This window comes from Lamprocystis purpurea DSM 4197, assembly GCF_000379525.1.
In the GTDB taxonomy this organism is placed as follows: Bacteria; Pseudomonadota; Gammaproteobacteria; order Chromatiales; family Chromatiaceae; genus Thiodictyon; species Thiodictyon purpureum.
This window is the reverse complement of record NZ_KB902530.1, coordinates 1-14349: the sequence shown is the minus strand read 5'-3', so window position 1 is coordinate 14349 and position 14349 is coordinate 1. Positions and strand designations below refer to the sequence as shown.

The following is a 14349-nucleotide window of genomic DNA, read 5'->3' as shown; positions in this document are numbered from 1 at the left end:
CCAACTCCCTATCAGTCGAGAGTCCGGCGGGTGGCAGGCACCTTTCTTCGACACCCCAACGGTGTTACTTTCCTTCACTCGAGCCAAGTGCCGCTGCCCAGGCACCTATTTGACCAGAGGCCAGATGCCGTGAGCGATATGGCGAAGAATCTGATTCTGTGGGTGGTCATCGCCGTCGTGCTGATGTCCGTCTTCAATAATTTTACGACGACTCGATCCGCGCCGCGCGGTTTGACCTACTCCGATTTCATCGAACAGGTCAAGCAGGGTGAGGTGAAAGAGGTCACCATCCAGGGACGTACCATCCAGGGCGTCAACGGTGCGGGCCAATCGTTCACGACCTATAGTCCGGGTGATGCCGGTTTGGTCGGCGATCTGCTGAACAACAATGTCATCATCAAGGCGGCGCCACCTGAGAAACCGTCGATCCTGATGCAACTGATGGTCAACTGGCTCCCGCTCGTGATCCTCATCGGGCTGTGGATTTTTTTCATGCGTCAGATGCAGGGCGGCGCCGGCGGGCGCGGTGCCATGTCGTTCGGCAAGAGCCGGGCGCGGATGCTCTCCGAGGATCAGGTCAAGGTCACCTTCCAGGACGTCGCCGGGGCCGAGGAGGCTAAGGACGAGGTCTCGGAGATGGTCGATTTTCTTCGTGACCCGTCCAAATTCCAGAAGCTCGGCGGCAAGATCCCCAAGGGCGTCCTGATGGTCGGCCCGCCGGGTACCGGCAAGACGCTGCTGGCGCGGGCCATCGCCGGCGAGGCCAAGGTCCCGTTTTTCACCATCTCCGGCTCGGACTTTGTCGAGATGTTCGTCGGTGTCGGTGCGTCGCGGGTGCGCGACATGTTCGAGCAGGCCAAGAAACATGCCCCCTGCATCATCTTCATCGATGAGATCGATGCGGTCGGGCGTCACCGCGGCGCCGGCCTGGGCGGCGGTCATGACGAGCGCGAGCAGACCCTCAACCAATTGCTGGTTGAAATGGACGGATTCGAGGGCAACGAGGGCGTCATCGTCATCGCTGCCACCAACCGCCCGGATGTCCTGGATCCAGCCTTGCTGCGGCCCGGACGCTTCGACCGCCAGGTGGTGGTGCCGTTGCCTGACGTGCGCGGGCGCGAGCAGATCCTCAAGGTGCACATGCGCAAGATTCCGGCCGCGGAGGATGTGAAGGCGTCGGTGCTGGCGCGCGGGACGCCTGGGTTCTCGGGCGCCGATCTGGCGAACCTGATCAACGAGGCCGCGCTGTTCGCGGCCCGCGGCAACAAGAAACTGGTCGACATGGAGGACATGGAGAAGGCCAAGGACAAGATCATGATGGGCGCTGAACGGCGTTCGATGGTCATGTCCGATGAGGAGAAGCGCCTGACCGCCTATCATGAGTCCGGTCATGCGATCGTTGGCCGGCTGGTTCCGGAACACGATCCGGTGCATAAGGTGAGTATCATTCCGCGCGGGCGCGCGCTCGGGGTGACCCTGTTCCTGCCCGAGGATGACCGTTTCAGCTACAGCAAACAACGCCTGGAGAGCAGTATCTCCAGTCTGTTCGGCGGGCGCGTGGCGGAGGAACTGATTTTCGGGGCCGACAGTGTGACCACCGGTGCCCAGAATGACATCCATCGGGCCACCGATATCGCCCGCAGTATGGTCACCAAGTGGGGTCTGTCGGATCGTCTCGGACCCCTGACCTACAGTGAGGAGGAGCAGGAGGTGTTCCTGGGCCACTCGGTGACCCAGCACAAGAACGTCTCGGATGAGACCACGCACCTGATCGATGACGAGATCCGCCGCTTCATCGACCGCAATTATGAGCGGGCGCGGACGCTGCTGACCGAGAACGTCGATAAGCTCCACGCCATGGCCGCCGCACTGATCAAGTTCGAGACCATCGATGCCGACCAGATCGACGACATCATGGCCGGGCGCACGCCGCGCCCGCCCAAGGACTGGAATGATGAGGAGCCGACCCGCTCCGGGCAGCCGACGCGTGCGGACGAAGACCTTGGCCGGGGCCGAACGGCCGATGAGACCCCTCTGGGCCGCCCGGCCAGCGAGCACTGAGCGGGCGACCCAGGCACAGCATGCGCCAACTCGATTGCGGCGGCCGTGTGATCGACCTTGCGCGGCCGCGGGTCATGGGCATCCTCAACGTGACCCCGGACTCCTTCTCCGACGGGGGACGTTTCTCCAATCCAAGCGCCGCCTGCGCGCACGCCTGGGCGATGGTCGAGGCGGGTGCCGACCTGATCGACGTCGGCGGTGAGTCCACCCGCCCCGGTGCCGATCCGGTGAGTCTCCAAGAGGAACTGGAGCGGGTCATCCCGGTGATCGCGGCCTTGGCCGGGTCACTTCCGGTGCCGCTTTCAGTGGATACCTCCAAGCCGCAGGTCATGCGCGCGGCGGTCGCCGCGGGCGCTGGCCTGATCAATGACGTGTGTGCCTTGCGTACCCCCGAGGCGCTGGCTGCCGCGGTACAACTCGGCGTGCCGGTCTGTTTGATGCATATGGCCGGTGAGCCGCGGTCGATGCAGACAGCGCCCGCGTACACCGACGTCGTGGCTGAGGTTTACCGCTTTCTGGCCGAGCGCATCGATCAGTGCGTTCGCGCCGGTGTCCCGCGGGAGCGCCTGATCATTGATCCAGGCTTCGGTTTCGGTAAGAAACTGGAACATAATCTCAGCCTGCTGGCCCATCTCGAGGTCTTCGCCGACCTGGGGGTGCCGGTCTTGGTTGGTCTGTCGCGCAAGTCCATGATTGGATCTCTGACCGGTCGCTCGCCGGATGAACGCCTGGCGGCGAGTCTCGCCGCCGCCGTCCTGGCTTTGGAGCGAGGTGCGACGATCCTGCGCGTGCACGATGTGGCCGAGACCCGGGACGCGGTGGCGGTCTGGGATGCGGTGCGTAGCCGCGGGGCCGCGGACGCGCGTCATCAGGCGGGCCGCTCCTGATCCGATCGCTACGGAACGGTTTTGAGTTTTCGGTTTTCGGTTTTTGTTAAGGATTATCACGCATCGGGTTACGAGAAACGAACAACCAACAACGACAGGGGCCACTCCTGTCCATTCGTCTTCAGGCGAGAAGTCATGCGCAAATATTTCGGTACCGATGGGATTCGCGGTCGGGTCGGCGAGGCTAACATCAGCCCTGATTTCGTACTCAAGCTGGGCTGGGCCGCGGGTCGGGTACTCGGTCATGGCGCCGGTTCCAAGATCCTGATCGGTAAAGACACCCGGATCTCGGGTTATATGTTCGAGTCGGCCCTGGAGGCCGGCTTGGTCGCGTCCGGCGTCAATATCCGACTGTTGGGTCCGATGTCCACTCCGGGCGTGGCCTATCTCACCCGCACCTTCCGCGCCTGTGCGGGGATCGTCATCACGGCGTCGCACAATCCGTATCAGGACAATGGCATCAAGTTCTTCTCGGCCGACGGCGACAAGTTGCCGGATGCGGTCGAGCTGGCTATCGAGGCGGAACTCGAACAGCCGTTGCGGACCGTCGACGCGGCGGCGCTCGGCAAGGTCAAGCGCATCGAGGACGCCAATGGCCGCTATATCGAATTCTGCAAGAGCACCATCCCCCCGGCCATGGACTTCCATGGGCTCAAGATCGTGGTGGATTGCGCCCACGGCGCAACCTACAACACGGCTCCTTATGTGTTCGACGAGCTGGGGGCGACGGTGGTGGCGATGGGTAACGAGCCCGATGGGCTCAACATCAACCACAATGTCGGTTCCACCCATCCCCAGGCCTTGTGCGAGACGGTCGTCCGCGAGGGCGCCGACCTGGGTATCGCCTTCGACGGTGACGGTGATCGTGTCCTGATGGTCAACTCCCGCGGTCAGTTGATCGACGGCGATCAACTCCTGTATATCATCGCCCGTGCGCGTCTGCATGAAGGAACGCTGCGCGGGGAGGTGGTTGGGACCCTGATGAGCAACCTCGGGTTCGAGCACGCCCTGCATAAGATCGGTGTCGGTTTCGCCCGCACCGCGGTCGGCGACCGCTTCATCATGGAGCACATGAAGCGCACCGATAGCGTTCTGGGCGGCGAGCCTTCCGGGCATATCATCTGCCGTGACCGGACCAGCACCGGGGATGGCATTGTCTCGGCGCTGCAGGTGCTGGCCGCCTTACAGCGGTTGGATGCCGACTTCGACGCGCTGTGCGCCGAGGTGACGCTGTACCCACAGATCCTGATCAATATTCGCTTGAATGAGCAACGGGACCTGGTGAATCTGCCGGCCGTCCAGGATGCCGTGTTCATCGCCGAGCGTGAGCTGGCGGGGCGGGGCCGGGTGCTGTTGCGGCCCTCCGGAACCGAGCCGCTGGTGCGGGTCATGGTGGAGGGTGCGGACGGCGACCAGGTCAAGCGCCTCGCCGAGGGTCTGGCGGACGTGGTGCGCAACCAGCAGCCTGGCTCGGTCTGACTCGTGGCCATCGTCAAGAAAAGCGCATTGGTCGCCCACTCGGCCAAGTGCATGTTCGATCTGGTTTACGACGTCGGGTCCTATCCAAAGTTTTTACCCTGGTGTGCGCGGACGACGGTGATCTCCGAGACGGCCGAGCAAATCTGCGGGCGGATCGAGGTGTCGCGTCTGGGAATTCACCAGACCTTCAGCACCTGTAACCGCTTCGAGCGTGATCGGCGCATGGACATTTCGCTGCTCGACGGACCCTTCCGCAAGCTGCACGGCGGCTGGCGCTTCACGCCCCTGCGCGAAGACGCCTGCAAAGTCGAGTTGGAATTGGACTTCGAGTTCTCGGGTCGACTGATCGACAAGGCTTTTGGTGCCGTCTTCAACCAGATCGCCAATACCCTGGTGGATGCCTTCTGCAAACGCGCGGATGACCTGTATGGCTGAGCAGGGTGCTCAGCCGCTCGTGGATCGGGTCGGCCATCAGGGTGGGGAGCGCGTGCGGGTGTCGGTGGCCTATGTCGGGGCGTTCGAGCAGTTTTTCCGGCCCCTTGAAGTCAAGCCCGGAACCACCCTGCGCGCGGCGATCGAGCAATCCGGCGTGCTGGACAAGTGCCCGGAGATCGACCTGGGGGTCTATAAAGTCGGGGTCTTTGGCCGAGTCACCGACCTGGATCAGATCCTGGTGGAGGGGGAGCGCGCGGAAATCTACCGCCCGCTGATCGCCGACCCCAAGCAGGCGAGAAAGCGGCGGGCCGAGGAGGGCAAGCGGCTGCGCCAGGCGGGCGAGTAATGTGCAGCCTACTTGTTACGCCCGATGCCAACCGCTTCCAGTCCGCGTCCGATCCATCCTTTGTGCTCCTGGTAGTCCGGCACCGAAACGATGATCTCCTTGGGGTCATCGACGGTCGCCGCACCTGGTTCGGGTCGCACATTACCCTCGGTTCGGACCAGGACATCATCCTGGAAAAACACCGTCAGCTTGCGCTGCTCCTCGGGCGCATGGCCGCGGCGGATGGTGTAGACATAGTCCCAGCGGTCGCTGTTGAAGAAATCGGTCAGCAAGGGGGTACCGAGCAGATAACGCACCTGACGTTTGTTCATGCCGGGTTGGAGCTGATCGACCTCCTCCTTGGTGATGATGTTGCCCTGTTGCACCGTCATCTTATGCACGAACGGCAGGTCTTCGAGCAGCGACTTATGATACACGTCCGGCTTTGTCTCATCGGCACAGCCGGTCAAGACCGACGTGACGAGGGACAGCAGGGAGAGAAACAGACAACTGAGAAGCTTTCGCATCTTGCTATGATAGAAGAAGAGCGGGTGATCCTGTGCATGATACAGCAGCCCCGCCCCCTTATCATCGAACGCCGTGGCGGCGCGGCTCACCACGCGGGAGACCTATGGACAATCAACAGATCAAAGATGCGGGCCTGAAGGTCACCCGGCCACGGGAGAAAATCCTGGGCATCCTCGAACGCAGCGGGCGACGACACCTGAGCGCCGAGGATGTCTACAAGGAACTGCTGACCAACGGCGACGACATCGGTCTGGCCACGGTCTACCGGGTCCTCACCCAATTCGAGGGTGCCGGCCTGGTGTGCCGCCGCCATTTCGAGACCGGCCAGTCGGTGTTCGAGCTGAACAGCGGCGATCATCATGACCACCTCGTCTGTGTGCGTTGCAACCGGGTCGTGGAGTTCGTGGACGCCGTGATCGAGGAGCGCCAAAGCGCCATCGCCGCCCAGCATGGATTCCACATCGAGGACCACTCGCTGGTCATCTACGGGGTTTGTACCGACTGCGCGGCCAAAGCGTAGGAACGCCTCTGGCGTCCCGGTCGTTGTCGTTGTCGTAATCGGAGAAGCGATTCAATGTGACGCGCGAGTTCGCCTGCGTGTACAAGGTCGCCAAGCGTTCGAAAGGCTTCGATCGCCGCGCACGGGACCAACGCATCGTTGCGCTGCTTGTAACGCTCGGACAGGGAAACGCCTTGGTGCGATCGATGCCTCGCGTAAACTCGATTACGACAACGACAACGACAACGACAACGACAACGATTGTGTTTACTTGTTATTGACTGGTTACGTAGCGACCTGACGCAAGCGAGACCATGGACATCGACCAGCTGCTCTCGATCGATCGCGACCACGCCTGGCACCCCTACGCGGCTCCCGGCGCTCCGGTCTACCCGGTCCAGTCCGCCCAGGGCTGCCGCATCCGCCTGGCGGACGGCCGCGAACTGATTGACGGCATGTCCTCCTGGTGGTGTGCGATTCACGGCTACAACCACCCGGTCCTCAATCAGGCCGTGCGCGATCAACTCGCCGCCATGGCGCACATCATGTTCGGCGGCTTGACTCATGCGCCCGCGGTACGGCTGATCAAACACCTGGTCGACCTGACTCCGGCCCCGCTCCAGCATGTTTTCCTGTGTGACTCCGGATCGGTCGCGGTGGAGGTGGCGATCAAGATGGCCATCCAGTTCCGGCAGGCGCAGGGGCAACCGCGGCGCCACCGGCTGCTGACCATCCGCTCCGGCTACCATGGCGACACCTGCGGCGCCATGGCGGTCTGCGATCCGGTCACCGGGATGCACCACCTGTTCAGCGCGATCCTGCCGCAGCAGGTCTTCGCCCCGGCGCCAGCCTGTCGTTTCGATGAGCCGTGCGAGCCCCGTCACATCGACGCCTTTGCCGCGTTGATCGCCCGTCACCAGGATGAACTGGCAGCGGTGATCCTGGAGCCGATTTGCCAGGGCGCGGGCGGGATGCGCTTTTACTCACCTGATTACTTGCGTGCGGTCCGCGCACTCTGCGACCGCCATGATGTGCTGTTGATTGCCGACGAGATCGCGACCGGGTTCGGCCGGACCGGAACCCTGTTCGCCTGCGAACATGCCGGGATCAGCCCCGATATCATGACCGTCGGCAAGGCCCTGACCGGAGGCTATATGACCCTCGCCGCCACCCTCGCGACGGCGCGCGTGGCGCAGGGGATCAGCGCGGGTGACCCAGGCGTCTTCATGCACGGCCCGACCTTCATGGGCAACCCGCTGGCCTGTGCCGTGGCCAACGCCAGTATCGAACTGCTGCTTCAGTCGGATTGGCAGGCGCGTATCCGGCGGATCGAACGGGCGCTGCAGGCGGGCCTTGCCCCCTGCCGCGATATCCCCGGCGTCGTCGATGTGCGGGTGCTCGGCGCCATTGGGGTGGTGGAGTTGGCAAGCCCGGTGCCGATGCGTTCGATCCAGCAGCGCTTCGTCGACCTGGGCGTCTGGATTCGGCCGTTCGGCAGGCTCATCTATCTGATGCCGCCCTATGTCATCGACGCTGCCGAGCTCGACGCCCTCTGCACGGCGGTCGTGCGCGTGGTGGCTGAAGGCGATTGGGTGCCTGGGGAGTGATAGAAGCCGCTGGGCCGGACCAACGACAGGCACTCCTGACCCGACTGGGCTTTCGTTTCGGTGTCAACGGGCCTCATGCGGCGCGCACGATGATGCTGGACGACCTGCGCACGCTGCTGGCGCACACGCCTGCCGCAGCATCGCGGCAGGCGTATGCGACCGCGATCGTCACGGACAACCTGCTCGGAAAGTCCACGAAGAAGGCGCGCGCGCTGTCGCTGAAGCATCTTGCCGCCCTCTATGGCCTCGATGCAGTCAATCCGCTCTTTCGGGCCTTGCGGCGCCTGTGGCCTTTGGATGCCGCGGCTCAGCCGCTGCTCGCCTTGACGGTGGCCCTGGCCCGAGACCCGCTGCTGCGGGCCTCCAGGGCTTTCGTGTTGTCCAGACCCGTCGGCGTGTTGGTGTCCCCTGAAGACGTGGCGGCCTTCCTGGCCGACGCCTTCCCCGATCGCTTCAGCGCCGCATCGCTGAAGTCATTTTCCCGCAACCTGGCCGGCACCTGGACCGCTGCCGGCTTCCTGCAAGGATCCCGGCGCAAGATCAAGTCCCTGCCCGTGCTGCGTGCCGAGGTTGTCGCACTGAGTCTGTTCCTGGGCTATCTGGAAGGACGCTCGGGCCAGCGGCTGTTCTCCTCGGAATGGATGACCGTGCTGGGCGGCACACCCGCGGAGCTGGACGCACTGACCAGCGTCGCGGCAAACCGCGGGCTGCTCGTGTTCATGTGTGCCGGGGGGGTCAAGGAAGTCCGGTTTCCCGGCTATCTGACCCCGGATGAAGAACACATCAGACAGGAGGCGGCACATGTCGTCTAGGGTTCAGAAACTGGCTGCCGCCTACCGGGCGCACCTCGGGGTGCCATGGCAGTCCGGACTCGCCGCCATCCAGCGGGTCCTTTTTGCGGTGTACGACAAGGCCGACGAGTTGCGCCTGCGGGCGAACCTGGACGAGTTTGCGCTCGCCACGCAGCAAGCCGGCAAGCAGTGGCTCCTCATCGACCTGACGAACGCCTTTCCGGAATGGATGATGGCGCAGAAGTACCGTGACGCCTATTTCGAGAGTCCGGAAGACCTGGCCGGGTATCCGGCGGGCGAGCTGACAGGCTTCGTCGCCGATCTCGTCGCCAGGCTCAAGACCCGCATCGAGGCCGAGAGCGGACCCGACACCGTGGTCGCGTTGCTCGGTGTGGGCACGCTGTTCGGCCTCGCCCGCGTGTCGACCGTCGTCGAGGGCATCAAAGCGTCGATCAACGGACGGCTCTTGGTGTTCTTCCCCGGCGAGCATCATCCCGAGCACCACAGCTACCGCCTACTCGACGCACGGGACGGCTGGAATTACCTGGCCGTCCCATTGACTGCCAAAGACTGAACAGCACAGCCATCCAAGAACAGGGATCGACATGCGTAACCGCGACATCTACAGCAAGCCGCCACAGGAAAACCGTCTGGCCAACAATGGTGTGGCGGAAGTATCGGAGGACTATTCCGAGGCTGCGCAGGCCGTCCTGCGTTACGAGCTCGAGACCTTCGTCTGCGACGGCCAGTACGAGAAGGGCCTGGAGACCATCCTCGATAAGTTCCTGCTCAACCTGGACACGAAAACCGAGCAGCCCGGCGTCTGGATCAGCGGCTTCTACGGCAGCGGCAAGTCGCACCTGGCGAAGATGCTGCGTACCCTCTGGACGGACTACAGCTTCCCCGACGGCGCGGCGGCGCGCAGCATCGCCAAGCTGCCGACCGGGGTATTTGAGCATTTGAAAGAGGTCTCGATCCAAGGCAAGCGCCATGGTGGTCTGCACGCGGCGGCCGGCAAGCTCGGCGCCGGCGCCGGCGACCGGGTGCGCCTGGCACTGCTCGGGATCGTTTTCAAGTCCAAGGGGTTGCCGGAACAGTACAACCAAGCCCAGTGCGTGCTGTGGCTCAAGCGCGAAGGACTGCTGGAGGCAGTCGAAGGCGAGCTCCAACAAGCAGGGTGCACGCTCGGTCGGGAGCTGATGGACATGTACGTGTCGAGCGACCTGGCCCGGTCGCTGCTCAAGGCTCGCCCGGATCTGGCCCATACGGAGCAAGACGCCCGCGGTCTCCTGAAGGCGCAGTTCCCGCAGGTCACCGATATCAGCAGCGACCAGCTGGTCACCGCGATCGAGTCGGCGCTGGCGAGCGACGGCAAGTTCCCGCTCACCCTGATCGTGCTCGACGAGGTGCAGCAATACATCGGCGCGGATGCCGAGCGTGCCTTCCAGGTGCAGGAATTGACCGAAACCCTGTGTAAGCACTTCAAGGGCAAGCTGTTGTTTGTCGGCACCGGTCAGTCCGCCCTGTCGGGCATGCCCAACCTGCAGCGGCTGATGGGGCGCTTCCCGGTGCCGATCATGCTCGGTGACTGGGACGTGGAGAACGTCACCCGTCAGATCATCCTCGCCAAGAAACCGACCGCGCAGCCGCAGATCGAACAGGTCTGGCGCGCCAACCTGGGCGAGATCTCCCGCCATCTGCACGGCACCAAGCTCGAACACGTCCCGGCGGACGAGGACCTGATGACTTCGGACTACCCACTGCTGCCGGTGCGTCGGCGCTTCTGGGAGCGCGTGCTGCGCACCATCGATACCACCGGCACCGTGTCGCAACTGCGCAGTCAACTGCGCGTGGTGCACGAGGCCGTGCTGGCCACCGCGGACGCTCCGCTGGGTCACGTGGTCGCGGGCGACTTTCTGTACGACCAGATCGCCGCCAACCTGGTCTCGACTGCCCAATTGCCGAAGGAAGTGTTCGAAAACGTCCAGCGCTTTGCCGCGGGCGACGCCGATGCGCAGCTTCGGGCGCGGCTGCTCAAGCTCGTGTACCTCATCAACAAGCTGCCCGCCGATGCCGCCATGGACTTAGGTCTCAAGGCCACCGAAGATGTCCTGGCCGACCTGCTGGTGACGGATCTCTGCGCCGGCTCCAGCGAACTGCGCAAGCGGCTGCCCGCGCTCTTGGACGAACTGCAGAACAAGGACCGCCTGATCATGGCCCTGGCGGGCGGCAGCGGCACCGAATACCGCCTGCAAACCCGCGAGTCCAGCGCCTGGTACGACGAGTTCCGGGTGCAGGAAGTCGAACTCAAGGCGGCCCCGCAGCGCATCGAGCAGAAGCGTTCCGACCTCTTGAAGGCGCGTTTCGGCGAGGTGCTGAAGAAGGTCCGGGTCGTTCAGGGGAAAGACAATGTCGAGCGCAGGCTCCACCCGACCTATGACGAAACCCTGCCTAAAGACCACGACAAGAGCCTCTACCTGTGGATCCAGGATGGCTGGCAGTCCGACGAGAAGTCAGTCATCGCCGAGGCGAAGTCCAGGAGCGCCGACAACCCGACGCTGTTCGTCTTTCTGCCGGCCCGCAACAAGACTGAGCTGGCCAACGCCATCGTCGCGTTGGAGGCGGCGCGGACCACCCTGCAGAAGAAGGGCACCCCCACCCCCGGGGAGGGTGAAGATGCGCAGCGCTCGATGGAGAGCCGCAGCCGCACCGCCGAGAAGACACTGATCGCCCTGCTCGACAAGCTCTTTACCGAGGCCCGCGTGTTCCAGGCGGGCGGCCAGGAGGCCACCGACGGCAACGACCTGGCGGAGCGTATCAACCGCGCGGGCGTGGCCTCCGCCATTCGCCTGTTCAGCCAGTTCGATGCAGCGGACCACGACCAGTGGGACAAGGTGCTCGATGAGGCGCGTAAGGGCAACCGCGAAGCGCTGAAGGCCGTGGGCCATACCCAGGAGGCCGACAAGCACCCCGTTTGCCGGCGGTTGCTCGCCTCTATCGGCCCCGGTAAGAAGGGCGCCGAGGTCCGCGACACCTTCGAGGGTGCGCCCTACGGATGGCCGCGTGACGCCATCGACGGCGCCTTGTATGCGCTGCTGGCCGCCGGTCACCTCAAGGCCACGGACGCGGCCGGCAAGCCGGTCGATGCCCGGAGCCTGGACCGCGCCAAACTCACCCAGGCCAGTTTCCAGCGTGAGTCGATCAACATTTCGCCGCCGCAACTGATCAAGATTCGGCAGTTGTTCAGCGCCGTCGGCGTGCCTTGCCAGCCCAAGGAGGAACAAGCCAAAGTGCCCGCGCTGCTTGCCGGACTGCGCGAGCAGGCCGGCAAGGCCGGGGGAGCCGCACCGGCGCCGCAGACGCCCACGCTCGACGCCATCGAGGCCGTCGAGGGGCAGACCGGTAACGCCCTGCTGCTGGAGCTTTACAACCGCGGCGACGCGATCACCGGCTTGTCGAAGGGGTGGGTAAAGACCGCCGACGAGATCGCCCGGCGCCTGCCGGTCTGGCACAAGCTGGGTGACCTGCTGCGGCACGCCAAGACGCTGGGACCTTATGCCGGGCTGAAGGCGGAGGTCGACGCCATCGCGGCGCAGCGCAGTCTGCTGGCCGAGCCGGACCCGGTGCGCCCGCTGCTCGACCGCATGGTGGACCTGCTGCGCCAGGCCCTCAATGCCAAGCTGGACGCCTACCGGTCAGCCTTCCAGGCGCTTCAGGCGCAACTGACCGCGGATGCCGACTGGAACCGGCTGAGCGACGCCCAGCGCGCCGATCTGATTGCCAAGCATCACCTCACCCCGCCGGCAGCGGTCGCGCTGGGCACGCCTGAGGAGGTGCAGGACGCGCTGGACGACTGCGATCTCGACCACTGGGTCGCCAAGACCCAGGCCTTGCCGAGCCGCTTCGATGCCGTACGCCATGCGGCGGTGCAGTTGCTCAAACCGAACGTGATACATGTCAGCATCCCGCGGCGCACCCTGAACGACGAGGCCGAGTTGCGGGACTGGCTGGCCGAGGTGGAAGCCTTGCTGAGCGAGAAGCTCAAGACCGGACCGGTGGCCTTATAGTTCTTTCAGGTATATCCTGTATATACATTGTCTGTTCTTCAGGGGAGACTTTCATGGTGACCAGGATCTTCAAGAGCGGTAACTCGCTTGCCGTACGCATTCCCAAAGAGCTGGCCTTTGCCGAATCCGTGCAGGAGGTCGAGATCGAACGCGTCGGCAACACCCTGGTGGTGCGGCCGGTGGTGCAGGAAACGATCGGCGATCTGACGGCAATTCTGGCAGCATTTCCGCGGGGCTTCATGGCCGAGGGCCGCGAATTCCATGAGCAGAAGGAGCGCGACTGGTCCGCCTTTTCCGGCAAGCAGCCCGCTGCCGAGTAGACTGGCACATGGGCTATCTGCTTGACACTAACATCTGCATCCACCTGATCGATCGGCATCCGCCGCAGGTCCTGGCGCGCCTGGCGCCTTTGCCTCTGGGTGATGCTGTGATGTCGGTCATCAGCTATGCCGAGCTTTGGCATGGCGTCGAGCGCTATGCCGGCGTGGATCGGGACAGCGCTGCCCGCGCCTTGAAGCGGCTGATTGCGCGTGTCCCTGTTCTGGATTATCCCGCCTTGGCGGCAGAGCACTATGGTGAATTGGCGGCCGCCGTCAAGGATCGTCGGCGCGATGTGATGGATCGCCTGATTGCCGCCCATGCCCGTAGCTTCGGCCTGACACTGGTCACCAACAATGAGGCGGATTTCGTCGGCTATCCCGGCCTGACCGTAGAAAATTGGGTACGCGAGCCATGAGCAGCCCCCTGCCCAAGCCGCTGCGTACCCAACTGGAAAACACTGTCAAGACCGCCCGCGAGGTGGCCGAACAGGCCGCCTGTGCCGCCTTGGCGCAGCTCGCCGTCGGCGAGGCCAAGGCACCCGGCTACCTGACCGATGACCTCAAGGTCTTGCGCCGCCGCCTGCGCGCCAACGGCCGCGCCTTGGGCGACGCGAAGCACCAGGACGACACCCAGGAGGTTCGGCGCCTGGTCTGGGAGGCAGCCTACGAGCACTGGCACCGGATGCTCTTTGCCCGCTTCCTGGCCGAAAACGGCCTGCTGCTGTGGGAGCCCGGCGCACCGGTGTCGCTCGACGACTGCCGCGACCTGGTGGACCAGCACCCCGACCTGGCCATGGGCGCCAAAAGCCAATGGGAACTGGCCGGCCGGCTCGCCGCGCGCATGTTGCCCCAAGTGTTCAAGCCGCACAGCCCGGTGTTCGATCTGACCTTCGCGCCGGAGCATCAGCGCGCGTTGGAGCGGCTGCTGGCCGACCTGCCTGCCGAGGTCTTCCAGGCCAGCGACAGCCTGGGCTGGGTCTATCAGTTCTGGCAGGCCAGGCGCAAGGATGAGGTCAACGCCTCCGAGGTGAAGATCGGCGCGGACGAACTGCCCGCCGTCACCCAGCTCTTCACCGAGCCCTACATGGTGGACTTCCTGCTCCACAATTCGCTCGGGGCTTGGTGGGCGGCCCGTCGCCTGAGCCCGGATGATCTGCGCGACGCCGAGACCGAGGACGCGTTGCGCCGCAAGGCCGCGCTCCCCGGCGTCTCCCTTGAATACCTCCGCTTCGTCCGCGCTTCCGCTTGCGCCTGCGCCTGCGTAGTCAGGGCTTCCAGCCCTGGCAACCCCCAAACGGCGGGAACCGAATGGTCAGGCCAGGATGGCCTGACTACGCAAGGCGCCCCACC

At 64.3% G+C, this 14349-nt stretch carries 13 protein-coding genes and 1 pseudogene; 13 read left to right on the top strand and 1 reads right to left on the bottom strand.

The features are described 5' to 3' along the window. Nucleotides 1-138 precede the first annotated feature (138 nt). The 5 genes from ftsH (at nt 139) to A39O_RS0124150 (ending at nt 5208) form a co-directional block, all read left to right on the top strand. On the top strand, nt 139-2061 hold the full coding sequence (ftsH, locus tag A39O_RS0124170) for an ATP-dependent zinc metalloprotease FtsH (RefSeq protein WP_020507244.1): 1923 nt from the start codon (nt 139-141) through the stop codon (nt 2059-2061). 20 nt (nt 2062-2081) lie between these two features. Beyond that, nucleotides 2082-2948, top strand: coding sequence for a dihydropteroate synthase (folP, locus tag A39O_RS0124165; protein ID WP_020507243.1), 867 nt, complete (start codon nt 2082-2084; stop codon nt 2946-2948). A gap of 135 nt (nt 2949-3083) precedes the next feature. Further along, the gene (glmM, locus tag A39O_RS0124160) at nt 3084-4427 is read left to right on the top strand and encodes a phosphoglucosamine mutase (protein WP_020507242.1); all 1344 of its coding nucleotides are present in this window, start codon (nt 3084-3086) and stop codon (nt 4425-4427) included. Between the two features lie 3 nt (nt 4428-4430). Next, a complete protein-coding gene (locus tag A39O_RS0124155) occupies nt 4431-4862 on the top strand; it encodes a type II toxin-antitoxin system RatA family toxin (RefSeq protein ID WP_020507241.1) in 432 nt (143 codons plus the stop codon). Beyond that, nucleotides 4855-5208, top strand: a complete 354-nt coding sequence (locus A39O_RS0124150) for an RnfH family protein (protein WP_020507240.1) — start codon at nt 4855-4857, stop codon at nt 5206-5208. The genes A39O_RS0124155 and A39O_RS0124150 overlap by 8 nt, the downstream gene beginning before the upstream one ends. Nucleotides 5209-5216: 8 nt before the next feature. On the opposite strand, the gene A39O_RS0124145 is transcribed toward A39O_RS0124150, so the two are convergent. Continuing rightward, entirely contained in the window at nt 5217-5804 is a 588-nt protein-coding gene (locus A39O_RS0124145) for an outer membrane protein assembly factor BamE (RefSeq protein ID WP_245561971.1), read from the bottom strand. A 14-nt stretch (nt 5805-5818) separates the two neighbouring features. Between A39O_RS0124145 and fur the strand changes: the two genes are divergently transcribed. From fur to A39O_RS34935, 8 genes and pseudogenes are all read left to right on the top strand, one after another. Beyond that, nucleotides 5819-6235 carry a ferric iron uptake transcriptional regulator gene (gene fur / locus A39O_RS0124140; RefSeq protein ID WP_020507238.1) on the top strand — a complete coding sequence of 139 codons (417 nt, stop codon included), beginning with the start codon at nt 5819-5821 and terminating at the stop codon, nt 6233-6235. A 293-nt stretch (nt 6236-6528) separates the two neighbouring features. After that, nucleotides 6529-7821 carry an adenosylmethionine--8-amino-7-oxononanoate transaminase gene (bioA, locus tag A39O_RS0124135; RefSeq protein WP_020507237.1) on the top strand — a complete coding sequence of 431 codons (1293 nt, stop codon included), beginning with the start codon at nt 6529-6531 and terminating at the stop codon, nt 7819-7821. Next, nucleotides 7818-8633, top strand: a complete 816-nt coding sequence (locus A39O_RS0124130; RefSeq protein ID WP_020507236.1) for a hypothetical protein — start codon at nt 7818-7820, stop codon at nt 8631-8633. Before bioA ends, A39O_RS0124130 begins: the two co-directional genes overlap by 4 nt. After that, nucleotides 8623-9186 (top strand): BREX protein BrxB domain-containing protein, encoded by a 564-nt coding sequence (locus A39O_RS0124125; RefSeq protein ID WP_020507235.1) that lies wholly within the window; start codon nt 8623-8625, stop codon nt 9184-9186. Before A39O_RS0124130 ends, A39O_RS0124125 begins: the two co-directional genes overlap by 11 nt. Before the next feature lie 31 nt (nt 9187-9217). Further along, nucleotides 9218-12679, top strand: coding sequence for a BREX system P-loop protein BrxC (gene brxC / locus A39O_RS0124120; RefSeq protein WP_020507234.1), 3462 nt, complete (start codon nt 9218-9220; stop codon nt 12677-12679). Between the two features lie 53 nt (nt 12680-12732). Further along, a complete protein-coding gene (locus A39O_RS0124115) occupies nt 12733-12999 on the top strand; it encodes an antitoxin (protein WP_020507233.1) in 267 nt (88 codons plus the stop codon). Between the two features lie 8 nt (nt 13000-13007). Beyond that, on the top strand, nt 13008-13415 hold the full coding sequence (locus A39O_RS0124110) for a type II toxin-antitoxin system VapC family toxin (RefSeq protein WP_020507232.1): 408 nt from the start codon (nt 13008-13010) through the stop codon (nt 13413-13415). Further along, nucleotides 13412-14349 (top strand): annotated as a pseudogene (locus tag A39O_RS34935) (SAM-dependent DNA methyltransferase); the annotation flags it as partial. The gene A39O_RS0124110 and the pseudogene A39O_RS34935, both read left to right, overlap by 4 nt.